Origin of the sequence: Pseudomonas serboccidentalis (assembly GCF_028830055.1) — a bacterium.
Taxonomy (GTDB): Bacteria; Pseudomonadota; Gammaproteobacteria; order Pseudomonadales; family Pseudomonadaceae; genus Aquipseudomonas; species Aquipseudomonas serboccidentalis.
Genome location: NZ_CP101655.1, coordinates 138,677 through 161,518 on the forward strand (window position 1 = coordinate 138,677; position 22,842 = coordinate 161,518).

15 protein-coding genes are annotated in these 22,842 nt (G+C 61.0%); 11 read left to right on the top strand and 4 right to left on the bottom strand.

What is annotated here, in order from left to right; translation table 11 throughout:
* Window positions 1-20: 20 nt before the first annotated feature.
* From ampD to NN484_RS00550, 4 genes are all read left to right on the top strand, one after another.
* Window positions 21-581 carry a 1,6-anhydro-N-acetylmuramyl-L-alanine amidase AmpD gene (gene ampD, locus NN484_RS00535; RefSeq protein WP_215501857.1) on the top strand — a complete coding sequence of 187 codons (561 nt, stop codon included), beginning with the start codon at window positions 21-23 and terminating at the stop codon, window positions 579-581.
* A complete protein-coding gene (gene ampE / locus NN484_RS00540) occupies window positions 578-1,417 on the top strand; it encodes a regulatory signaling modulator protein AmpE (RefSeq protein ID WP_274658415.1) in 840 nt (279 codons plus the stop codon). Before ampD ends, ampE begins: the two co-directional genes overlap by 4 nt.
* A gap of 1,547 nt (window positions 1,418-2,964) precedes the next feature.
* Complete coding sequence (locus NN484_RS27275; protein ID WP_425518803.1) at window positions 2,965-3,669, top strand: methyl-accepting chemotaxis protein; 705 nt, start codon at window positions 2,965-2,967, stop codon at window positions 3,667-3,669.
* A 174-nt stretch (window positions 3,670-3,843) separates the two neighbouring features.
* Window positions 3,844-4,233, top strand: coding sequence for a hypothetical protein (locus NN484_RS00550; protein ID WP_215501854.1), 390 nt, complete (start codon window positions 3,844-3,846; stop codon window positions 4,231-4,233).
* Between the two features lie 101 nt (window positions 4,234-4,334).
* On the opposite strand, the gene NN484_RS00555 is transcribed toward NN484_RS00550, so the two are convergent.
* Together NN484_RS00555 and cra are read right to left on the bottom strand one after the other, a co-directional pair.
* Window positions 4,335-5,111 (bottom strand): TatD family hydrolase, encoded by a 777-nt coding sequence (locus NN484_RS00555; RefSeq protein ID WP_215501853.1) that lies wholly within the window; start codon window positions 5,109-5,111, stop codon window positions 4,335-4,337.
* Between the two features lie 3 nt (window positions 5,112-5,114).
* A complete protein-coding gene (gene cra, locus NN484_RS00560; protein ID WP_127649840.1) occupies window positions 5,115-6,110 on the bottom strand; it encodes a catabolite repressor/activator in 996 nt (331 codons plus the stop codon).
* 306 nt (window positions 6,111-6,416) lie between these two features.
* On the opposite strand from cra, the gene ptsP reads away from it, so the two are divergent.
* The 4 genes from ptsP to NN484_RS00580 all read left to right on the top strand — a co-directional run bounded on the left by ptsP (window position 6,417) and on the right by NN484_RS00580 (window position 13,681).
* On the top strand, window positions 6,417-9,278 hold the full coding sequence (ptsP, locus tag NN484_RS00565) for a phosphoenolpyruvate--protein phosphotransferase (protein ID WP_274658417.1): 2,862 nt from the start codon (window positions 6,417-6,419) through the stop codon (window positions 9,276-9,278).
* The gene (pfkB, locus tag NN484_RS00570; RefSeq protein ID WP_274658418.1) at window positions 9,278-10,219 is read left to right on the top strand and encodes a 1-phosphofructokinase; all 942 of its coding nucleotides are present in this window, start codon (window positions 9,278-9,280) and stop codon (window positions 10,217-10,219) included. The genes ptsP and pfkB overlap by 1 nt, the downstream gene beginning before the upstream one ends.
* Window positions 10,220-10,230: 11 nt before the next feature.
* A complete protein-coding gene (locus NN484_RS00575) occupies window positions 10,231-11,964 on the top strand; it encodes a PTS fructose-like transporter subunit IIB (RefSeq protein WP_215501850.1) in 1,734 nt (577 codons plus the stop codon).
* Between the two features lie 175 nt (window positions 11,965-12,139).
* A complete protein-coding gene (locus tag NN484_RS00580) occupies window positions 12,140-13,681 on the top strand; it encodes an alkaline phosphatase D family protein (RefSeq protein WP_274658419.1) in 1,542 nt (513 codons plus the stop codon).
* A gap of 100 nt (window positions 13,682-13,781) precedes the next feature.
* Here the strand turns inward: NN484_RS00580 and NN484_RS00585 are convergent, their stop codons facing one another.
* A complete protein-coding gene (locus tag NN484_RS00585; RefSeq protein ID WP_274658420.1) occupies window positions 13,782-16,310 on the bottom strand; it encodes a sulfite reductase flavoprotein subunit alpha in 2,529 nt (842 codons plus the stop codon).
* A gap of 208 nt (window positions 16,311-16,518) precedes the next feature.
* On the bottom strand, window positions 16,519-18,777 hold the full coding sequence (locus NN484_RS00590; RefSeq protein WP_274658421.1) for a TonB-dependent receptor: 2,259 nt from the start codon (window positions 18,775-18,777) through the stop codon (window positions 16,519-16,521).
* A 207-nt stretch (window positions 18,778-18,984) separates the two neighbouring features.
* On the opposite strand from NN484_RS00590, the gene NN484_RS00595 reads away from it, so the two are divergent.
* From NN484_RS00595 to NN484_RS00605, 3 genes are all read left to right on the top strand, one after another.
* Entirely contained in the window at window positions 18,985-19,665 is a 681-nt protein-coding gene (locus NN484_RS00595) for a Fe2+-dependent dioxygenase (RefSeq protein WP_274658422.1), read from the top strand.
* Window positions 19,662-20,417, top strand: coding sequence for a tetratricopeptide repeat protein (locus NN484_RS00600; RefSeq protein WP_215501845.1), 756 nt, complete (start codon window positions 19,662-19,664; stop codon window positions 20,415-20,417). Before NN484_RS00595 ends, NN484_RS00600 begins: the two co-directional genes overlap by 4 nt.
* Window positions 20,418-20,624: 207 nt before the next feature.
* A complete protein-coding gene (locus tag NN484_RS00605; RefSeq protein WP_274658423.1) occupies window positions 20,625-22,841 on the top strand; it encodes an alpha-xenorhabdolysin family binary toxin subunit A in 2,217 nt (738 codons plus the stop codon).
* Window position 22,842: the final 1 nt, after the last annotated feature.

The following is a 22,842-nucleotide window of genomic DNA, read 5'->3' on the forward strand; positions in this document are numbered from 1 at the left end:
TCGGCGTTGAAGGAATCGGTATGCAGTTGGATCCCGCTAGCGGGTGGTGTCAGGGGGTGCAGGTCTGCCCATCGCCCAACTTCAATGAGCGCCCTGCGGGCGAAATTTCCCTGTTGGTGATTCACAACATCAGTCTGCCACCGGCGCAGTTCGCCACCGGCAAGGTGCAGGCATTTTTTCAGAACCGTCTGGATGTCACCGAGCATCCCTATTTTGCAGGGATCGCCGACCTGCGCGTCTCGGCGCATTTTCTGATCGAACGTGACGGCACCGTCACCCAGTTTGTCTCCTGTCTTGAGCGGGCGTGGCATGCTGGCGTGTCGATGTTTGAAGGCCGCGAAACCTGTAACGATTTTTCCGTGGGCATCGAGCTCGAAGGTACCGATGATCTGCCCTTTACCGATGCGCAGTATCAGGCGTTGATCACGCTGACTCGTCAGCTGCAAGCAGCATTTCCGGCTATCACCGGCGCCCGTATCTGCGGGCACAGCGACATCGCACCCGGGCGCAAGACCGATCCTGGCCCGGCATTCGACTGGGCGCGTTACCGCGCCGCCCTGGCACAAGAGGAAGGACAATGAGTTTTCTGGTGTTACTGCTGGCGGTCTGGATCGAGAAATTCTCGGCCCTGCGCCATCGGGTTCAACGCGATGGCGGATGGATCCGCGAACTGCACAAACTCGAAACCAGCGCGCGTCTGGCCAAGCGGCCATGGTGGGTGCTGACCATTCTGGTGTTGCTGCCGGTGGCGCTGCTCGGCTTGTTGCTGCTGGTGCTGGAACCCGTGGCGTACGGCTTGCTGGCCTTGCCGGTGCACTTGCTGGTGGTGATTTACGCCTTGGGCCGCGGTGATCTGCTCGGTGGTCTCGGGCCGTTTCGTGACGCCTGGCGCCGCGAAGACCTGCAAGCCGCCGCGCATGTGGCCAAGCGTGACCTGGACATCTGCGCCGACAGCGGCGAACAGTTGCTGGATCGGGTCCAGGGTCACCTGTTGTGGGAGGCCTATCAGAGCTTCTTCGCGGTGATCTTCTGGTACTTCGCGCTCGGTCCGGTGGCGGCGCTGGCCTATCGCTTGCTGGCCTTGGCGCAGGAGCATGGCCAGAATCCTGCCTTGGTGGAAAGGGCGGGGCAGTTGCGCCATGCCTTCGACTGGGTGCCGGTGCGCCTGCTCTCCGCCAGTTTCGCCCTGGTCGGCAACTTCGTCGCGGTCAGCCGGGTGATGTTGCACGAGCTGCTGAACTGGAACATCAGCGCTGCACAACTGATCAACAAGGTCGGGCTGGCAGCCGGCGAGATTCCGCCGCCGGTGGTCGGGCCTGAAGGCATCAACACCCTCGATTGCCTGTGGGAACTGCTGCTGCGCGCGGCGGTGCTGTGGTATGCCGGGTTTGCCTTGTGGACTGTGCTGGTTCACTGATTTCAAAGCATGATCAAAAGATCGTAGCCTGCGGCAACTCCTACATAGGGATCGTGGTTTTCCTGTAGGAGCTGCCGAAGGCTGCGATCTTTTTTGTCGTTAACCTTAAGTTACAAAACCTCCCCTCGATTTGAGCTATACAGAGACAGCGCCCGATAGTGGCTATCTGCTGTCGCCCCGCGCCTGCCAATAAAAACAAGAAAAACCAAGGGAGACTTCCAGTGAAGAGCTTGCTCTATCCCGCCGTCTCGCTGATGAACCGTCTGAGCTTCGGCATGAAGTTCAGTTTGATCAGCGTGCTGTTCCTGGTGCCGATGCTGGTGACCAATTTCTATCTGGTGCGCGATTCCTATCGCGAATTCCAGGGCACCCGGGTCGAATTGCAAAGCCTCGACCTGCTGGGCAGCAGCCTGACCCTGCGCCGGGATCTGGAAACCCTCAATAATCGAGTGCAGATTAATGTCGTCCTCGGCCAGTCCGGTAAGGCCGACAATCTCGAGTCGCAGATCAGCAGCCTCGAACAAACCGTGCTGACACGCCTGCAAGGCCTGAAGGCGACCACTGAGGATCCCGAGCAGATCAAGGTGTTCGATGGCAAACGCGATGAAATGATCAGCGCGTTCAAGGCCCAGCAGGCGGAAAGCTCACTGCAAAGCAAAAGCGGGATAATCGGCAAACTGCTCGGCAACGCGCAGATCTTCAGCCAGATCATCGCCAGTCAGGCCGGTCTGAGCCGTGACAATCAGAGCAACATCCGTCAGCTCAGCGAGCTGGTCACCAACATCACCCCCGCCGTGACCCAGACCCTCGGCGAAGGCCGGGCCATCGGTTCGTATTCATTGGGTCAGGGCTTTCTCAACAGCTCGTCGAGCACCCGGTTTGACGAGCTGCTGGCGCAGATCGAAAAACTTCAAGCCGAATACGCGCTGAAACTGGCGGACGCCCTCGACTCCAGCCAAGCCGCGCGTGCCGGCCTCAGCGCGCCGGCCGACAGCAGCAAGGCGTCGCTCAAACAGGCCAGCGAGTTGTTTGAAGAGAGAGTCGTGGTGGCCGAAACCCTTGATACCCCGTGGCAGGCGTTCTACGACCAGGTCACCGGGCTGATGGACATGACGTACCAGCTCAACGACGCGACCCTGAAATTCCTCGATACCCAACTGCAACAGCGCCTGGCGCAGAACCGCACACACATGGTGCTGCAAGCCGTGGCGTTGTCGGTGGTGTTCGTGCTGATTTTCTATCTCTACGGCGGTTTCTACGCCTCGACCCGCACCACGCTCAAGCGCCTGGGCGCGATGATGGACAAGGTCGCCGCCGGTGACATGACGGTCAACTTCGTCGCGCAGAGCCGTGATGAACTCGGCGAGTTGGGCGAGGTGTTCAATGGCACGGTCAGAAAGATCCATGACCTGATCGAACGGGTCGGCCACACCGTGAGCGAAGTCGAGCGCCAGGCCGGGCAGGTGGAAAATGTTTCCGCGCAGAGCAACCAGGCCGTCGCCGGACAGCGCACGCAGATCGAGCAAGTCGCGACCGCGATGAATCAGATGTCGGCGACCTCGCTGGAAGTGGCGCGCAGCGCGGCGGCCGCGGTGAGCAGCGCCCACAGCGTCAACGATGAAACCGTCAGCGGTCGCACACTGGTGGAGTCGCAGCAGGGCAGCATTGCCGCGTTGGCCAGCGAGATCGATCAGTCAGTGCGAGTGATCAACCAACTGGCCAGTGACAGTCAGTCGATCAGCCGCGTACTGGAAGTGATCAAGAGCATCGCCGAGCAAACCAATCTGCTGGCGCTCAACGCCGCCATCGAAGCGGCCCGCGCCGGTGAGCAGGGTCGTGGCTTCGCCGTGGTCGCGGACGAAGTGCGTACTTTGGCCAAACGCACCCAGCAATCGACCGAAGAGATCGAGCAGATGATTGCCAGGCTGCACGGTGGGGTCGGCGCAGCGGTGAAAGCCATGGGCGTCAGCCATCAGATGGCCAGCGGCACGGTCGGGCAGTCGGAAAAGGTCCAGCAGGCGCTGGAAAACATTCTGGGGGCGGTGGGCATGATCGTCGATCAGAACCAGCAGATCGCCGCTGCCGTGGAACAACAGACCGCCGTGGCGCACGATATCGACCAGAACATCGTCGAGATCAACCGCGCCGGCGAGCGCACGGCCCAAGGCGCGTATCAGACGGAGGAGGCCAGCCGCGCGTTGTCGGCGCAGGTGGTGGAGCTCAAGCAACTGATCAGCGCATTCCGCGTCTGAGTTGCCTCATGTGGGAGCGAGCCTGCAGGTTTGGGGGCAGGGCAATGTCAGAACATTCTGTAATGCGTTGATACTTACGCTTGTAAGCCAATTCCTGTTTTCTTTCGGCGGCTGGCTTTTCGTCACTGATGAGCCAGTATTCCTGTTCCATTGATTGCGTCGAGGAGGCCGCTCATGTCCGTTGCAACCCTGGGAGTCCAGGGCCGTTGTGCTCATTGTCAGACCACGCAGTTGCTCAAGCCGTGGCAACTCAACGCCATCGCGATCAACGAACCGTTCACCTGTGCGCACTGCCAGAACCCCCTGGAGCTGCGCTGCCCGAAACAGATCAAACGCTTCAAATCCCTCGATTCGCTGGGACTGCTGCGCTTCAGTGCATCGGTGACGGTGTGCACTGCGTTGCTGGTGGCGCTGGTCATGGAATGGATCGGGCTGCTCAGCGTGACTGAACAGCTGAACGCGTCACTGATCGTGATTTTCGTGTACTTCGCGACGGTGCGTTTTGTGCGTCGTCGCCAGCACATGACTTTGATTCTCGACGCGGCAAAGGCCCACGGCAACTGACTGTAGGAGCTGTCGAGTGAAACGAACCTGCGATCTTTTGATCTTGTTTCAGGGCCGGGATCAAAGGATCGCAGCGTGCCGCAGCTCCTACAGAGGGCGTATTACCAGCCGAATACTTCGCAGCAGTTGGCAGTGCTTGAGGCGGCCAGTTGATCTGGACTGGTTTTCATCAATTCAGCCAGCGCCGTGCAGATCGCCGGCAGGTGAGCGGGGCTGTTGCGCTGGCCGGGAAACATCGCTGGCGCCATGTCCGGCGAATCGGTTTCCAGCACGACCGACTCCAGCGGCAGATCCGCCAGCACCCGATGCATGCGCAACGCCTGCGGCCAGGTCGGCGCACCACCCAGCCCCAGTTTGAAACCGAGTTTGATGTATTCGCGCGCCTCTTCGCGGCTGCCGGCGAAGGCGTGGATGATGCCGGCACGTTTGAGCTTGAAGCGCTTGAGCGTGGCGATCACCGCCGCGTGGCTGCGGCGTACGTGAATCAGCGCCGGCAGTTCGAAATCCGCCGCCAGTTGCAGCTGCGCGTCGAACAGCGCCTGCTGGCGTTCGCGGTCGAGGGTTTCGATGAAGTAATCCAGGCCGATCTCGCCCACCGCGCATAACTGTCGATGGCCGCGCAGGCGCGTCAGCCAGTCGCCCAGCGCGGTCAGGTCCTGCGGGCGATGCTGATCGAGATACACCGGGTGCAGACCGAATGCTGCGAACAGATCGGCGTCGCTCTGCACCAGATCCCACACCCGTTGCCAGTTACCCTCATGGACCCCCAGCACCACCATCCGCCGCACGCCGAGCGCACGGCTTTCGGCGAGCAACGCCGAACGATCGGCGTCGAAGTCGGGGAAGTCGAGGTGGGTGTGGCTGTCGATCAGCTCCACGGTTCAGTCCCGGTGAATACGCTGCTTGAAGGTACGGGCGATGGCCTGCACGCCGGGCTTGTATTCGGATTGCTCGACGGCGGCCAGTGCCAGCTCCAGCGCCTTGTCGGCGATCAACTGGTGCTGCTGGGCCATGGCGTTGACCGGCAGCGGCAGGAAGTCGAGCAACTGCGTGTCACCGAAGGTGCCGAGGCGCAGTGGCCGGGATTTGAGCGGGAAATCATGCAGCGCATCGAACACGCCCTGCAGCAGCACGTAAGACGTGGTGACCAGCGCGTCCGGCAAATGCCCCAGACGCTGCAGGAGTTCTTCCATCAACTGCTTGCCGCACTCGCGGCTGAACGATTCGGCGTGCTCGATCAGCACTTCGCCTTTGAAGTCGACGAGGGCCTGTTTGAAGCCGGCGGCACGTTCCTGGCTGATGCTCAGTTCCGGGCGCGCACCGAGCAGCACGATCTGCTTCGGCTGTGGGTCGAGCAGGCTCTGGGTCAGGTGCAGGCTGGCTTCGCGGTCGTCACTGATAACCGAGCAGAAATGCTCCGGTTCCATGACCCGGTCGATGGCGATGATCGGCAAACCCTTGGCCTGCAACTGGCGGTAGCTGTCGTCACCGGCCGGCAGGCAACTGGCGACGATCAGTGCATCGCAGCGGCGGGCGCGGAACAGTTGCAGCAACTGGCGCTCGCTGTCCGGCGCATCGTCGGAGCTGGCGATCAGCAACTGATAGCCACGCGCCCGCGCACCTTGCTCCAGCAGTTTGGCGATTCGCGCGTAACTGGGGTTTTCCAGGTCCGGCAGGATAAACCCTAGGGTACGGGTGTGCCGACTGCGCAGCCCGGCCGCTTGCGGGTTGGGCGTGAAGCCGTGTTGTTCGACGACCGTACGCACCCGCTCGACCGTGGCGTTGCTGATGCGTTGCTGTTCGGCCTTGCCGTTGATGACGTAGCTGGCGGTGGTCACGGACACTCCGGCCAACCGCGCGATATCACTGAGTTTCAACCCGGTATTTCCTTGTTTTTTCGAGCTAGCCCCGACATTTTCGCCAATCCTAACCGATTAGGGCAGGCGACGATTGTCGCAGCGCATCCGACAAGTTGGACTTCAAGGATGAGACATTATCGAGTAACGTGCCGATCAATCTAGATTAAACGTTTCAGCAAGCGTATTTTCTACGTTTTAGACGCCTTTGGCCGGTTCTGCCGTGAAACCGCCAAAACTGCCCCTGAAAAGGATGGCCTACAGCGCCTAAGCTGCAAACAATCCAAAACAATACCTGGCGTCCTCAGGCGCCAAAAAGGAGATCGCATGCTCGAGCTCACTATAGAGCAGATATCCATGGGCCAATCGGCTGTGGATAAACCCGCCGCTCTGCAATTGCTCGCTAATCACCTGGTGGCCGATGGTCTGGTCGCCGACGGCTACCTCGCCGGCTTGCAGGCGCGGGAAGCGCAGGGCTCGACCTTTCTCGGTCAAGGTATTGCCATTCCCCACGGCACTCCGCAAACCCGCGATCAGGTATTCGCCACCGGCGTGCGCCTGATGCAGTTTCCCGAGGGCGTGGATTGGGGCGATGGGCAGATCGTTTATCTGGCGATCGGCATCGCCGCCAAATCCGACGAACACCTGCGCCTGCTGCAATTGCTGACCCGTGCCCTCGGCGAGACCGATCTGGGTCAGGCCCTGCGCCGCGCCAGCTCCCCGGAAGCGCTGCTGAAACTGCTGCAAGGCGCGCCGCAGGAATTGGCGCTGGATGCCCAGATGATCGGCCTCGGCGTGTCGGCTGATGATTTCGAAGAGCTGGTCTGGCGGGGCGCGCGTCTGCTGCGTCAGGCCGATTGTGTGAGCAACGGCTTTGCCGGTGTGTTGCAACAAGTCGAAGCGCTGCCGCTGGGCGATGGCCTGTGGTGGCTGCACAGCGAACAGACCGTAAAGCGTCCGGGCCTGGCGTTCGTCACCCCGGACAAACCGATGCGTTACCTCGGCCAGCCGCTCAGCGGTCTGTTCTGTCTGGCCAGCCTCGGTGAAGCGCATCAGGCGCTGCTCGAACGTCTGTGCGCGTTGTTGATTGAAGGTCGCGGCCATGAATTGGGCCGTGCCACCAGCAGCCGTAAAGTCCTCGAAGTGCTCGGCGGCGAACTGCCCGCCGACTGGCCGAGCGCCCGTATCGCGCTGGCCAATGCCCACGGTTTGCACGCGCGCCCGGCGAAAATCCTCGCGCAACTGGCGAAGAGTTTCGACGGCGAGATTCGCGTGCGCATCGTCGACGGCCAGGACAGCGCCGTGTCGGTGAAAAGTCTGAGCAAGCTGCTCAGCCTCGGCGCCCGTCGCGGTCAGGTGCTGGAGTTGATCGCTGAGCCGAGCATCGCCGCCGACGCCTTGCCGGCCCTGCTGGCCGCTATCGAAGAAGGCCTGGGCGAAGAAGTCGAACCGCTGCCGGCAGTGAGCCAGCAACGCGAAGTCATTGCCGATATCGCCGAAGTGCTGATCGCCCCGGCATCCGGTGCTCAATTGCAGGCGATCCCGGCAGCGCCGGGCATCGCTATCGGGCCGGCACACATTCAAGTGCAGCAAGCCATCGATTACCCGTTGCGCGGTGAGTCAGCCGCCATCGAGCGCGAGCGTCTCAAGCAAGCACTGAACGACGTGCGCCGCGACATTCAGGGCCTGGTCGAACGCAGCAAGGCCAAGGCCATTCGCGAGATTTTCATCACCCACCAGGAAATGCTCGACGACCCGGAGCTGACCGACGAAGTCGACACTCGCCTCAAACAAGGCGAAAGCGCCGAAGCAGCGTGGATGGCAGTGATCGAGGCGGCGGCCAAACAACAGGAGTCGTTGCAGGACGCGTTGCTCGCCGAGCGGGCGGCGGACCTGCGTGATATCGGGCGCCGGGTGCTGGCGCAACTCTGCGGCGTGCAGACGCCGAATGAGCCGGAGCAACCGTACATTCTGGTGATGGACGAAGTCGGCCCGTCGGATGTGGCGCGACTCGATCCGGCCCGTGTCGCAGGCATTCTCACCGCTCGCGGCGGCGCCACCGCGCACAGTGCCATCGTCGCGCGTGCCCTCGGGATCCCGGCGCTGGTGGGCGCCGGCGCGGCGGTGTTGCTGCTCAAACCGGGCACGCCGTTGCTGCTTGACGGCCAGCGCGGTCGCCTGCATGTCGACGCCGATGCCGCGACCCTGCAACGCGCCGCCGAAGAACGCGACACCCGCGAGCAGCGCCTCAAGGCCGCCGCCGAACAACGTCATCAACCGGCGCACACCACCGACGGCCATGCCGTGGAAGTGTTCGCCAACATCGGCGAAAGCGCCGGTGTCACCGCGGCGGTGGAGCAGGGCGCCGAAGGCATTGGTCTGCTGCGCACCGAACTGATTTTCATGGCTCACCCGCAGGTACCGGACGAAGCGACTCAGGAAGCCGAATACCGCCGCGTCCTCGACGGCCTCGCCGGACGGCCGCTGGTGGTGCGTACGCTGGATGTCGGCGGCGACAAACCGCTGCCGTATTGGCCGATCGCCAAAGAGGAAAACCCGTTCCTCGGTGTGCGCGGCATTCGCCTCACGTTACAGCGTCCGCACATCATGGAAGCGCAACTGCGCGCCTTGCTGCGTTCGGCGGACAACCGTCCGTTGCGCATCATGTTCCCGATGGTCGGCAGCGTCGAAGAGTGGCGTCAGGCCCGCGACATGACCGAGCGCTTGCGCCTGGAAATTCCGGTTGCGGATCTGCAACTGGGGATCATGATCGAGGTGCCGTCGGCTGCCTTGCTGGCGCCGGTACTGGCGAAGGAAGTCGACTTCTTCAGCGTCGGCACCAACGACCTGACGCAATACACCCTGGCCATCGACCGGGGTCACCCGACGCTGTCGGCCCAGGCCGATGGCTTGCACCCGGCAGTGCTGCAACTGATCGACATCACCGTGCGCGCCGCGCATGCCCACGGCAAATGGGTCGGCGTGTGCGGCGAACTGGCGGCCGATCCGCTGGCGGTGCCGGTGCTGGTCGGCCTCGGCGTCGATGAGCTGAGTGTGTCCGGGCGCAGTATCGCCGAGGTCAAGGCACGCATCCGCGAACTCAGCCTGACCCAGGCGCAAACCCTTGCTCAACAAGCCCTCATTGTGGGCAGCGCGAATGAAGTGCGTGCATTAGTGGAGGCCCTGTAATGGCCAAGATTCTCACCCTGACCCTCAACCCGGCGCTGGACCTCACGGTCGAGCTGCCACGCCTGGAGGCCGGTCAGGTCAACCGCAGCGACGAGATGCACACCCACGCCGCGGGCAAGGGCGTGAACGTCGCCCAGGTGCTCGCTGATCTGGGACACCAACTGACGGTCAGCGGCTTTCTCGGCGAAGACAATCTGCAAGCCTTCGAAACCTTGTTCGTCAAGCGCGGCTTTGTCGACGCGTTCATCCGCGTGCCGGGGGAGACGCGCAGCAACATCAAGGTCGCCGAGCACGATGGTCGCATCACCGACATCAACGGCCCGGGGCCGGTGGTCGACGCGGCGGCGCAGCAGGCGTTGCTCGAGCGTCTGGTGCAGATTGCACCGGGCCACGATGCCGTCGTGGTGGCCGGCAGTCTGCCGCGTGGCGTCACCGCGCAGTGGTTGCGCGAACTCATCGAACGGCTGAACGGCCTCGGTCTGAAAGTCGCCCTCGACAGCAGTGGCGAAGCCTTGCGCGCAGCCATTGAAGCGCGCCCGTGGCTGATCAAACCGAACACTGAAGAACTCGCCGATGCGCTCGATTGCGATGTGGTTTCGCACGCCGCCGAAGCACAGGCAGCGGCGTGCCTGCACGCCAAGGGCATCGAGCACGTGGTGATCTCCCATGGCGCCGACGGTGTGAACTGGTTCAGCGTCGGTTCGGCGTTGCATGCCACGCCGCCGAAGGTCTCGGTCGCCAGTACGGTGGGTGCCGGGGACTCGTTGCTGGCCGGCATGCTCCATGGTTTGCTCAGTGCCGACACCCCCGAGCAAACCTTGCGCAGCGCCACGGCGATTGCCGCGATGGCGGTGACGCAGATCGGTTTTGGCATCAACGACGCCGCGCACCTGGCGCAGCTCGAACAGGGCGTGCGCGTGCGCGCCCTGACAGAACAATAAGAGGGTTTGTCATGAAGTTAGCCATTGTCACGGCCTGCCCGAACGGCATGGTCACCAGTGTGCTGTGCGCCCGTCTGCTCGACGCCGCAGCCCAGCGTCAGGGCTGGAGCACCAGCGTTGAAGTGGTGGATGCGGCGCACCCGGAACGTGAGCTGTCGGCCGCCACCATCGCGGCGGCGGAGTGGGTATTGCTGGTGGCCACCGGCAACATCGACATGACGCGTTTCGTCGGCAAACGCGTGTTCCAGATCGCCCCGGCGCAAGCGCTGCAAGACGTCGAAGCGGTGCTGCGTCGTGGTGCTGAAGAGGCCGCAGTTTACGTTGCCGCCGAAGCTGCCCCGGCAGTTGCTGCGCAACGTGCGCCGCGCATCGTTGCCATCACTGCGTGCCCGACCGGTGTCGCCCACACCTTCATGGCCGCCGAAGCGTTGCAGCAAACGGCCAAACGTCTGGGTTATGAACTGCACGTCGAAACCCAGGGTTCGGTCGGCGCGAAAACCCCGCTCAGCGCCACGGCAATTGCCGAGGCGGACGTGGTGTTGCTGGCAGCCGATATCGAAGTCGCCACCGAGCGTTTCGCCGGCAAGAAAATCTACCGTTGCGGCACCGGGATTGCGTTGAAGCAGTCCGAAGCGACACTGAACAAAGCCCTCGCCGAAGGTCAGGTGGAGAGCGCATCGAATGACGGCAAGGCACCGGCCAAGCAAGAGAAAACCGGGGTCTACAAACACCTGCTGACCGGCGTGTCGTTCATGCTGCCGATGGTGGTGGCCGGTGGTTTGATGATCGCGTTGTCGTTCGTCTTCGGCATCACCGCGTTCAAGGAAGAAGGCACGTTGGCGGCGGCGCTGATGCAGATCGGCGGCGAGACCGCGTTCAAGTTGATGGTGCCGCTGCTCGCCGGTTACATCGCCTACTCGATCGCCGACCGTCCGGGCCTGGCGCCGGGGATGATCGGCGGTTTGCTCGCCAGTACGCTGGGGGCAGGGTTCATCGGCGGTATCGTCGCCGGGTTTCTCGCCGGTTATGCGGCCAAGGCCATCAGTCGCTACGTCGCGTTGCCGCAAAGTCTTGAAGCGCTGAAACCGATTCTGATCATCCCGCTGTTCGCCAGCCTGTTTACCGGGCTGGTGATGATCTACGTGGTGGGCAAACCGGTCGCCGGCATGCTCGCGGCGCTCACGCATTTCCTCGACAGCATGGGCACCACCAACGCGATCCTGCTTGGCGTGCTGCTCGGCGGCATGATGTGCGTCGACCTTGGCGGGCCGATCAACAAGGCAGCCTATGCGTTCTCGGTCGGCCTGTTGGCCTCGCAGAGTTACGCGCCGATGGCCGCGACCATGGCCGCCGGGATGGTGCCGCCGATCGGGCTCGGCATCGCCACCTTCATCGCCCGGCGCAAGTTCGCCCAGACCGAGCGCGAGGCCGGTAAAGCGGCGCTGGTGCTGGGGCTGTGCTTCATCTCCGAAGGCGCGATTCCGTTCGCCGCCAAAGACCCGTTGCGGGTGATCCCGGCGAGCATTGCCGGCGGCGCGTTGACCGGTGCGTTGTCGATGTACTTCGGCTGCAAACTGATGGCGCCGCACGGTGGATTGTTTGTGCTGGCGATCCCGAATGCGATCAATCATGCGTTGCTGTATTTGCTGGCGATTGTGGCGGGGAGTCTCTTGACCGCCGTTGTCTACGCGACGGTCAAACGCCCGGAGGCCGTTGAGCTGGCGCTGGAACCCGCCAAGGCCTGACTGGCCCTGTAGGAGTGAGCCTGCTCGCGATAGCGGTCTGTCAGTGACATGAATGTTGGCAGATATACCGATATCGCGAGCAGGCTCACTCCTACAATTGGTGCTGTGGTGTGTCTGGTGTCATGTCTGTTTCATGATCGCGTGCTTAAGTTTTCCTTTTTTCGGGGAGAACACCATGAGCGATTTCAATCCGGGGCGCCGGCGGGTCATGCAAGTGGTCGGTGCCGGGCTGTTGATGCCGGGGCTGGCGCCGGCGGTGATTGCGTCGGTCAAGGATCGGCCGCAGCTGACTGACGGCGTACAGTCCGGCGACCTGCAAGGCGACCGCGCGATGATCTGGAGCCGCAGCGACCGTCCGGCGCGGATGGTGGTCGAGTGGGACACCCGCAGCCAGTTTCGCCACCCGCGCCGTGTAGTCTCGGCATTGGCCGATGCGCGCACGGATTTCACCGCCCGGGTTGAACTCACCGGGCTGCCCGCCGATCAGGCGATTTTCTATCGGGTGTATTTCAAGGACGCGCAAACCGGCGTCGCCAGCGAACCGTGGCTCGGTCACTTGCGCAGCGCTCCGAAGGCGCGGCGCAACATCCGTTTCGTGTGGAGCGGCGATACCGTCGGCCAGGGCTTCGGCATTAACCCGGACATCGGCGGCATGCGCATCTACGAGTCCATGCGCCTGCGCCTGCCGGACTTCTTTATCCACAGCGGCGACACCATCTACGCCGACGGCCCGGTGCCGGCGCAACTGACCACCGAAGGTGGCCGCATCTGGCGCAACCTCACCACCGAAGCCAAGAGCAAAGTCGCGCAAACGCTGGACGACTATCGGGGCAACTACCGCTACAACCTGACGGACGAAAATATCCGCCGCTTCAACGCCGAAGTGCCGCAGATCTGGCAGTGGGACGACCACGAAGTGGTCAACAACTGGTCGCCGGGCAAGCAGCTCGACGAGCGTTATCAGGAAAAAGATATCCACACCCTGGTCGGCCGTGCACGCAAGGCCTGGCTGGAATATTCACCGATGCGTCTGCAGGCCGCCGACGGTGGCGGGCGGATTTATCGCAAGCTCAGTTATGGGCCGATGCTCGATGTGTTCGTGCTCGACATGCGCAGCTATCGCGGGGCCAACGACGACAATCTCGGCGCGGCAAAACCGTTCCTCGGGCGCGAGCAACTGGACTGGCTCAAGCGTGGGCTGAAGCACTCCAAGGCGCAGTGGAAGGTGATCGCCGCCGACATGCCGATCGGCCTCGGTGTGCCGGACGGTGAAGTCAGCCCGGGCGTTGCACGCTGGGAGGCGGTGGCCAACGGTGATCCCGGCCCGGCTCAGGGGCGCGAGCTGGAAGTCGCCGAGCTGCTCGGTTTTCTGCGGGCGCAGCAAGTGCGCAATTTCGTGTTTTTGACGGCGGACGTGCATTACTGCGCGGCGCATCACTACCACCCCGATCGCGCGGCGTTTCAGGATTTCGAACCGTTCTGGGAGTTTGTCGCCGGGCCGTTGAACGCCGGGAGTTTCGGGCCCAATCCGCTGGACAAGACCTTTGGCCCGGAAGTGGTGTTCCAGAAAGCACCTACGGCGCAGAACATGTCACCGTTTGCCGGGTTTCAGTTTTTTGGTGAGGTGAATATCGAAGGGCAGAGCGGGGAGATGAGTGTGGTGTTGCGCGATCTTAATGGCGTGAGCGTGTTTGAACAGAAGTTACAGCCGGTGTAACGGCTTTCTGTAGGAGCTGCCGCAGGCTGCGATCTTTTGATTTTGTTTTTAAGAGCAAGATCAAAAGATCGCAGCCTGCGGCAGCTCCTACAGGAGCAAGTCAGTAAACGTCGCGGCGATAGCGGCCCTGTTCGATCAGGCGTTCGACTTCGGCGGCGCCGAGGATGTCGTTGAGCACCTGATCCACGCCGGCGGCCATGCCCTGAAGGCTGCCGCAGATGTAGATCACCGCACCGTCGGCCAGCCATTGCTTCAGTTCGTCAGCGGATTCGCGCAGGCGATCCTGCACATAGATCTTTTGCGCCTGATCCCGCGAGAACGCCAGGTCCAGTCGCGCCAGATCGCCATTGATCAACCACTCTTCCAGCTCCGCGCGGCAGAGGAAATCGTGCTCGCGATTACGTTCGCCGAACAGCAGCCAGTGGCGCTGCTGACCGTCGGCGATGCGTGCCTTGAGCAGGCTGCGCAACCCGGCCAGACCGGTGCCGTTGCCGAGCAGAATCATCGGCACCGGCGCGTTCGGCAGATGGAAGCCACTGTTGCGGCGCACGCGCAGGCTGATGCTGCCGCCGACCGGGGCATGTTCGGTCAGCCAGCCGGAACCGATGCCGAGCTTGCCATCGCTGTGTTGTTCCTGGCGCACGATCAGCTCCAGCACACCGTCAGCGGCGATCGAAGCAATCGAGTATTCGCGCATCGCCAGCGGCACCATCGCATCGACCAGCGCCTGCGCGTGCAGACCGACCAGATGCGCGCGATGTTCAGGCAATTGGCGCGAGGCGAGGGCGACTTCCAGCGGCTCTTCGAGGCCGTTGATCTTCACCCGGGTTTCGCCACGAATGCCAAGACCGTCGAGGAAATGCTCGACCGCCCACGCACCATTGCGCGGCAGCACTTCCACCAGGTCGCCGGCCAGCCAACTGCTGGTGCTCGGTGCGCTCAGGCCCAGCAGATAAACCGGTGCACCGCTGCTGTCGGGGTTCAGCAGTTCGCGGCGCACCAGTGTCCAGTTTTCGTAGCTCGGCGCTTGCCAGGTGTCGACCGGCGTTTGCCCGGTGAGCAGCCCGAGTTGGGTCTGCCAGTGACGCAAGGCGTACGGGTCGCCGCTGTCGACTTCGACCGGGGCGAACAGGGTCTTGCCGCCGTGCTCGCTCAGCCATTGATGCAAGCGTCGGGCGAAGCCGCAGAAGTGCGCATACTGGCGGTCACCCAGGCCGAGTACGGCGTAGTGCAGGCCATCGAGGCTTGCGGCGTTGCGCAGCACTTTGCGCTCGAAGCCGCGAGCGCTGTCCGGTGCTTCACCGTCGCCGAAGGTGCTGACCACGAACAGCGCGTGGTTCGATTCACGCAGATCCTGCGTGCTGATGTCCGCCAGCGGCTGCACGTTCACCGGCAATCCGGCGGCCTGCAATTGCCCGGCCGTCTGCCACGCCAGTTGTTCGGCAAAACCGCTCTGGCTGGCGAAACCGATCAACCAACCGGGTGCATTGCCGGCCGGTTGTTCGAGGCCTTTGCGTGCGTCCTGAATCTGCTTTTTCTTGCGCCGCCGGTCCAGATACAGCAACCACCCGGTGATGAAAAACAGCGGCATGCACACCGCAGCGAGGGTGATGATGATCCGTCCGACGAGGCCGAAATAGCTGCCGACGTGCAGCGCGTAAATACTGGTGAGCAGTTGCGCCTTGAAGCTCTTGTCGGCGTAGCGGTCGACGCGTTGGACGATGCCGGTGGCCGGGTCGAGGGTGATCTGGTTCAGCGCGCGATCATGCGGCGAGCTGTCGAGCAGGTAAAACACGGTCGCCGGTTGCCCGGCCACTGGCGGCATGCGGATGTTATAGGCCGACAAGCCCGGGCCGGCCGCGCTGTAGATGCTGCTCCACATCGCCGCGTAGTCGGCCGTCGGTGCCGGGCCTTCCGGCGCCGGCCCGCGACCACCGCGCACGCGTTCGTTTTGCGGTGCGTCGGAAAGCAGTCGGGTCAGGCCCTTGTTGTACCACTCGTAGGACCAGGACAACCCGGTCAACGCCAGCAGCAGATACACCAGCAAACACCAGGTGCCGGCTACCGAGTGCAGGTCCCAATTGAAGCTGCGACCCTTTTTCTTCCAGTCCAGGGTCAGCCACACGCGCCAGCTGTTCCACTGTCGTGGCCAGCGCAGGTACAGCCCGGAGAGGCAGAAGAACAACAGGATCAGGGTGCATGCGCCGGTGATGTTGCGCCCGGTGTCGCCCATGGCGAGGAAGCGGTGCAGTTGCAGCATCAGGCCGAAGAAATCCTGGCCCACGGCATCGCCCATGAACTCGCCGGTGTACGGATCGAAGTAGCGCATCTCGCCACGGCGTTCGCCTTTGGGCGGCGTGAAGTAGACGCGTGCGGCGTTGCCGCTGTCGGTCTCGACCCAGAGCATCGCGACTTTTTTGCCGGAGGTCGCTTCGATGTGCTCCACCAGTTCGACCGGAGGCAGGACGCCGGCGACCTGTTTTTCCACCTGCAGCACCGATGGGTTCAGCGCCCGCAGAATTTCGTCCTGAAACGAATAGGCGGCACCGGTAATGCCCATCAGGGCCAGCACCAGCCCGGCAGTGATGCCAAAAAACCAGTGCAACTGGAACAGGGTTTTCTTCAACACGTCACTCGCCGTCCGTTCGAAAATTGTTTTCACGGCGCGCATTATGCCGTGGGTTGTCGAGAGCTTCTTTGATTACGCACAAAGGCCCCGTTCAATTGAATGAACGGGGCTTTGTTCTTTGTAGGAGCTGCGGCACGCTGCGATCTTTTGATGTTGGTTTTTAAGAATCAAGATCAAAAGATCGCAGCGTGCCGCAGCTCCTACAGGGTCAGAAGTGGAAGTTGGCACTCAGCAGCGCTGTGCGACCCGCCGCCACATGGGCGTAGTGGGTCTGGAACACCTGGTCGAAGTAACGCTTGTCGGTCAGGTTTTGCAGGTTGAGTTGCAGGTCGACGTTCTTGGTCAGGGCGTAGCTGGCCATGGCGTCGTAGCGCCAGTAGGACGGGATCTCCACCGAGTTGGCGACGTTACCGAACTGCGAGTCGACGAAGGTCGCGCCGCCGCCAATGGTCAGTTTTTCCGGGATCAGGTCATAGGTCGACCACAGGGTGAAGTTGTTGCGCGGTGTGCTCGGCATGTGGTTGCCCTTGTCGGCGGCGAGGGTGGTCTTGACCACTTCGCTGTCCATGTAGGTGTAGCCGCCGAAGACTTTCCAGTTACGTGTCAGTTTGCCGCTGTAGGTCAGCTCAAGGCCATTGACGACCTGTTCGCCATCGAGCACCTGGGTGGTGGCGCCGTCTGGGTCGTCGATACGCGCATTGGTTTTCTCGGTGCGGAACAGCGCTGCGGTCAGCGACAGATCGTCACCGAAGAAGTCCCACTTGGTACCGATCTCGTAGTTGCGGTTTTTTTCCGGATCCAGGTCGCTGTTGTTCGCCGTCAGTTCCAGGCCGCCGTTACCGCTGGTTTCGCCGGCCGGGTTGCTGGAGGTGGAATAGGCCGCGTAGACACTGCCGTTAGGCAGTGGGTTGTAGACCACGCCGATCTGGTAGTTGAGCAGGTCGCTGGTGTTCTCGCGGGAGAAGTTGCCTGCCACCGCGCCGCGACCGCCGGTGCTGTAACCGCTGGATTCGGTCTGATAGTTGTCATAGCGCAGGCCGAGGTTCAGGGACCATTGCTCGTTGAACTTCAGCGTGTCGAAGACGTAAGCCGCCGCGGTTTTGGTGTCGGTATCGGTGTACGCGGCGCTGTCAGTGATTTTGCCCGACCAGTTATCCCCAGGCGTTGGCTTGTACAGGTTGGTGCAGTCGCCAGAACGGAACAGCGCAGCGTTGCACGTGGTGCCGCTGGCGGACGAAGTCAGCACATACGGCCGGTTGTGGGTGTCCTGGTAGGAGAACTCCAGGCCGGTGACCAGGCTGTGCTCAATGCCGGCCGTGTTGAATTTGGCACTCAGGTCGGTCTGGTTGACCCAGCCGCTGGAGGTCGAGTTGCGGCTCTTGGCGCCACGATAGACGCTGCCCTTGGCCACGTTGCCCTTGCTGTCGTCCGGGTTGCTGACGATGTAGTCGAGGGTCGAGCGCGACATGCGGAAGCTGTTGGAGACCGTCAGGTCGTCATTCAGGTCATGCTCGATCTTGAAGGTGCCGCTGTCGTCGCTGGTCTGGCGATAGTCACGGCTGGTGAGACCATAGAAGTTGTCGCGGTTGACGTTGGCCGGTTTGTCGACGTGGTATTTGCTGCGATTCGAACTGGAGGTCAGCGGGATGCCGTAGTCCGGAATGTCGTCGGTTTCGTTGTGGTAGTAACCGACGATCACCCGGGTGTCGGTGCCCAGGCCGAACGAGAAGGTCGGTGCCACGCCCCAGCGGCTGACGTCCACGCCATCACGTCCGGCGACGTTGGCTTCGTGCTTCATCAGGTTCAGACGGAAGGCCGAGGTGTCGGTCATCTGCTGGTTCAGGTCCAGGGTGGTGCGCTTGGTCTGGTCCGAGCCCCAGGTGAAGCCGCCATTGTAGAAACTGCCCAGTTTGGCGGTCTTGCTGACCAGGTTCAGGCTGCCACCGGTAGAGCCGGCGCCAGTGAAGGCCGAGCCCGGGCCCTTGCTGACTTCGACCGATTCGACGTCGAAGATCTCGCGACTCTGCGAGGCCGGGTCGCGCATGCCGTCAATGAACACGTCGCTTTCGGCGTTGAAGCCCCGAATGATCGGGCGGTCACCGGCCGGGTTGCCACCTTCGCCGGCACCGAAGGTGATGCCGGGCGTGGTACGCAGGGCATCGACCAGACTGGTGGCACCCGTGTCGCGGATCACTTGTTGCGGGATGACGGTCACGCTTTTTGGCGTTTCGCGCAGCGGTGCGGTGTATTTTTTCGATTGCGATGTATCGGTTTTGTAGGAGGTGTCCTGTTGCTCGCCAACAACGCTGGTGGCGTCCAGCGCAATCGCATTGCCCGAGGCTTTTTCATCCGTTTGCTGCGCAGCGAAGGCCATGTGTCCGGCAGAGCCGGCAGTGATTGCCATGCCGATGGCAGAGGCGAGCAAACGCGGTGAACTGACGGCTGATTGTAGTTGTTGGCGTGACATGTGAATTCCCCTCCCCAAGGATTTGAGGTCGCGGAATATAGGGTAAACAGGTATTCGTATCAATTGCGAAATATTGTTATTCGCGACGAATTTACATTCTTTACAATTTCACCTTACGGTTTTTGCCGATTCATCCGTCGTGCGGGTTTTACACGGTCAATAAGAATCAATACCATTGGCACCCCTTTACCATCAGGTACGATCGCCATGCTGCTGCACATCCCCGGCCTGTTCGCCAAAGACGAAGTGCAGCGCATCCGCGAGGCGCTGGAGCAGGCTGACTGGGCCGATGGCAGGATCACCGCCGGCTATCAGTCGGCCAAGGCCAAGCACAATCTGCAACTGCCTGAAGGCCATCCACTGGCCAAGGAAATCGGCGCAGCGATGCTCGAACGGCTGTGGAAAAATCCGTTGTTCATGTCCGCCGCGCTGCCGCACAAAGTCTTTCCGCCGTTGCTCAACTGCTACACAGCGGGCGGAAGTTTCGACTTTCACATCGACAATGCCGTGCGCCAGCCCAAGGGCAGCATCGAGCGGGTGCGCACCGATCTGTCGGCCACGCTGTTTTTCAGTGAGCCCGAGGATTACGACGGTGGCGAGCTGGAGATCCAGGACACTTTCGGCAGCCAACGGGTGAAACTCCCGGCCGGCGACATGGTGCTGTACCCGGGCACCAGTCTGCACAAGATCAACGCCGTCACCCGCGGTGCGCGCTATGCCTCGTTTTTCTGGACGCAAAGCCTGGTGCGCGAAGACAGCCAGCGCGCGTTGCTGTTCGAGATGGACGGGGCGATCCAGCAACTGACGCAAGACATGCCCGATCACCCGTCGCTGATTCGCCTCACCGGCACCTATCACAACCTGCTGCGGCGCTGGGTCGAGGTATGAGTTATCAACTGCGCCGCGAAGAAGTGCTCGACGGCACGCAGCTCAGCGCCATGCTCGAAGAAAGCCCGGCCCGTGCCGCGCAGGCGATTCTGCTGGCTGCCGGCCAGGGCATTGTCGAAGCGCAGGCACTGCTCGGACAGATCCTGCTCGATGGCCGTGGCATCGCCCAGGATCAGCCGCTGGCGCTGCGTTGGTTCGGCATCGCTGCCGGGCAGGGGCACCTGATGGCGCGCAACATGCTCGGCCGTTGCCATGAACATGGCTGGGGTTGTGTGGCGGATGCGGCGACTGCCGCGCAGCATTATCGAATCGCCGCAGATGCCGGGCTTGATTGGGCGATGTACAACCTGGCCAATCTGCTGGCCACTGGGCGAGGTGTGGCGGGGGATCAGCTTCAGGCATTGACGCTGTACAGACGCGCTGCTGAAGCAGGCCATGCGAAGTCGATGAACCTGCTGGGACGTTATCTGGAAGAAGGGCAGGTGTGCCCGGCGGATCCGTTGCTGGCGCGTGACTGGTATCGACGCTCGGCCGAGGGCGGGGATTTTCGGGGGCAGTTCAGTTACGCCGCTGTGCTGGCTGATGCAGGACTGATCGAGGACGCACTGGGCTGGTTGCGCAAGGCACTGGCTGCAGGGAATGCGAGCTTCTTGCGGGTGAGCATCGACTCATTGTCGAACGCCCGTCACCCGCAGATTCGCCAGATGGTCGATGCTTATCGGCGGCGGCTTGGTGAGTTGTTAGCTGCTTGAATAACCAACCAACAATCTATTCTGGCTATTGAGTAAGTAGTTGGTTTTTTGTTCTTGTATTTAATTTTAATAGTTGATGGCTTGGTGGATTGGTTTTGCCTGGTTAGTGTTGTGTTCGATGTTTGTATTCAAGTAATTGGAAGTTGCTTGCTGGCATCGAAAATTAAGTAATTATGATTAATATCCATGGAAGACAAGGAGTCTCTGATGGAGCTGAAGTTGAATGACAAGGTGGTCGAAGCCGCCGCAAACGCACCTCTGGTATTTGTGAATGCCTCGCTGGGGGCGGGTGAAGAATATAACCGGGGTACCGGTATACAACTGACAAAAGAGCAAATTATCAGTCTTAGAAAGTATGAGGTTCTCGGCCTCTCGCTTCCCGTTCGGCTGCAGGATGTTGTTGCCTATCTAAACTATGGTGCTGGTGATGAAGGGGGGGTGGGGCTAAAAGCGTTGGACTTCCTGCGTACCTTTAGCATGACATATGATCACGCCAAACGCTGGTCGCCGTTGCGCGAAAAGATCATGTTGACGGGCACGGACCTGAAAATCTTTTCCGGCAGTATCATTCGCACAGGTAACGCCATTGTAGAAGTGTATGAGGACCTTAGAGCCTCGAGATATCTGGAAGAACACAACATCAATACGCCTGAGGAGTATCTGAGCCTGAAACGCCAGATGCCGGGGCTTCCCGAACTGGAGCTGTCTTCGGACGATATCCTGGATATCAAGGCCTATCTCAATGACTTGTTGGCTAAAGTTGCGAATTGTCATCAGGGCGCCGAGCGGGTGCGGGCCGAGCTGGACAGTTTCGGCACCGATATGCGCGAAAAAGTGTTGCCGGAAATTGCCTTGCGACTGCAGTTTGTCTCCAGGAACACCTATCAGAACGATATCAAGACGCTGCAAGAAGGCATTGATCAGCGCGCGAATGAAATTGATGAGCTGAACAAGCAATACGATCTACTGGTACAGGAAGCGATCAAGGCGGCAGCCACTCTGAATATTGGTGGATTGATTCTGGGTATCTACCAAGGCGTCAAGGCAGAGAAAATCCGTTCTGAACGTAACCGCCTGAAGCAACTGCAGCAGGTTGATAACCAAAGTATGGCAAGCAAGAACCAGACGCTGAGTTCGTTGAACAAGATTCGAGATGATCTGCAGAATCTGAGTTACGTGGCCATTGAAGCCGAGGTTGCCACGCAGAACCTCATGCTGGTATGGAATGCCCTGGGTGACTATGTCGAAGCTTCTGTCAAAGAGGTTGATGGTATTTTCGAAGCGACCTCATTGCGGCGCTTCAAGAATCAATTGCTAAATATCATTGATCCTTGGGAGCAAATAAAAGTCAGCTCCGATCAATTACTGAAAGTATTTGAGGAGGCTGATAAGGATTATGAGAGAAGCGGTCTGGTTGTTCGGAGTAGGTCAATGATGTCTTTGCTATCGGTTAGTTCGGCTGTTCCCGCATTCAATATAACCCGGCTGCGTGAGCATAATGCTTCGGTGCAAGGGTTCAATACCACGGCTCAGATGCTCTTCGAGCAATTCGATTACATGCCTGGGACTGTCGGGACCATGAACAATCTGGCGCTCGCCGTCAACAAGGCCACCTACGACCTGCGGAGTCAGGCACAGGCCACCGGCATTTACCTGGAGCGCGCGGAGAAGAAACTGCGCAGCTATCAGGCTGAGTTGGAGTATCCGGAGGACGCGGACGAAGTTCGCGAAGATATGGAGGTCGAGCTGAAGAATATCTTCAATAAGGTATCGGTCCAGACCGAAGATCTGAAAGCTGTGCACAAGAGCATCAGCGCTCATTACGACCGCAGCGCCTCGGCCGAATGGGTCGTGACGCTCAAGGCTGAACGTGCGACGACTGTCGAGCTCAAGGTCACGTTCGACGAAAAACTCGCAGGCCTGGCTGTCGAGATGAAGTCTGTTTCCGAGGGGATTGATCTGATCGCCAAGGCGGGCATCGAGAAAATTGGCGAACAAGTGCAGTTGTCGCTGGAAAATATCAAGGCACTGGGCCTGGCGCCACCTCAGGTGCAAGTCGTCTTGCTGGCTATCGATACGCTGAAGAAAATGATTTCCGGCATTGGCGAGGCCATTTCCTTCCTCAATATGCTGGCGGCGTACAACCGACTGAATGACAAGGCAGGTGATCTGCGCACGCAGATCAACAAGTACATCAAAGACATCGCCCGGATTGATGGCCGGATTGAACTGGTCGAAACCCTGGATCAACTGGACGATGGCCGTGCGAAATACGCTGGAGAGTTCTCCATTTTGATCGATGACTTTACGCAGTTCGCCAGTGATTTCAGGCAGAACACTTCGCTTCCCGTCGAAACCCGAGCGCAAGCTGCGATTGTTCGAGTCGCCGAAGTCGTCAAGCATTTGAAGAGCATTCATCAATAAC

Coding starts and splice junctions, on each gene's coding strand:
- ampD (WP_215501857.1), top strand. CDS start 21: ATGCAGTTGGATCCCGCTAGCGGGTGGTGTCAGGGGGTGCAGGTCTGC.
- ampE (WP_274658415.1), top strand. CDS start 578: ATGAGTTTTCTGGTGTTACTGCTGGCGGTCTGGATCGAGAAATTCTCG.
- NN484_RS27275 (WP_425518803.1), top strand. CDS start 2,965: ATGTCGGCGACCTCGCTGGAAGTGGCGCGCAGCGCGGCGGCCGCGGTG.
- NN484_RS00550 (WP_215501854.1), top strand. CDS start 3,844: ATGTCCGTTGCAACCCTGGGAGTCCAGGGCCGTTGTGCTCATTGTCAG.
- ptsP (WP_274658417.1), top strand. CDS start 6,417: ATGCTCGAGCTCACTATAGAGCAGATATCCATGGGCCAATCGGCTGTG.
- pfkB (WP_274658418.1), top strand. CDS start 9,278: ATGGCCAAGATTCTCACCCTGACCCTCAACCCGGCGCTGGACCTCACG.
- NN484_RS00575 (WP_215501850.1), top strand. CDS start 10,231: ATGAAGTTAGCCATTGTCACGGCCTGCCCGAACGGCATGGTCACCAGT.
- NN484_RS00580 (WP_274658419.1), top strand. CDS start 12,140: ATGAGCGATTTCAATCCGGGGCGCCGGCGGGTCATGCAAGTGGTCGGT.
- NN484_RS00590 (WP_274658421.1), bottom strand. CDS start 18,777: ATGTCACGCCAACAACTACAATCAGCCGTCAGTTCACCGCGTTTGCTC.
- NN484_RS00595 (WP_274658422.1), top strand. CDS start 18,985: ATGCTGCTGCACATCCCCGGCCTGTTCGCCAAAGACGAAGTGCAGCGC.
- NN484_RS00600 (WP_215501845.1), top strand. CDS start 19,662: ATGAGTTATCAACTGCGCCGCGAAGAAGTGCTCGACGGCACGCAGCTC.
- NN484_RS00605 (WP_274658423.1), top strand. CDS start 20,625: ATGGAGCTGAAGTTGAATGACAAGGTGGTCGAAGCCGCCGCAAACGCA.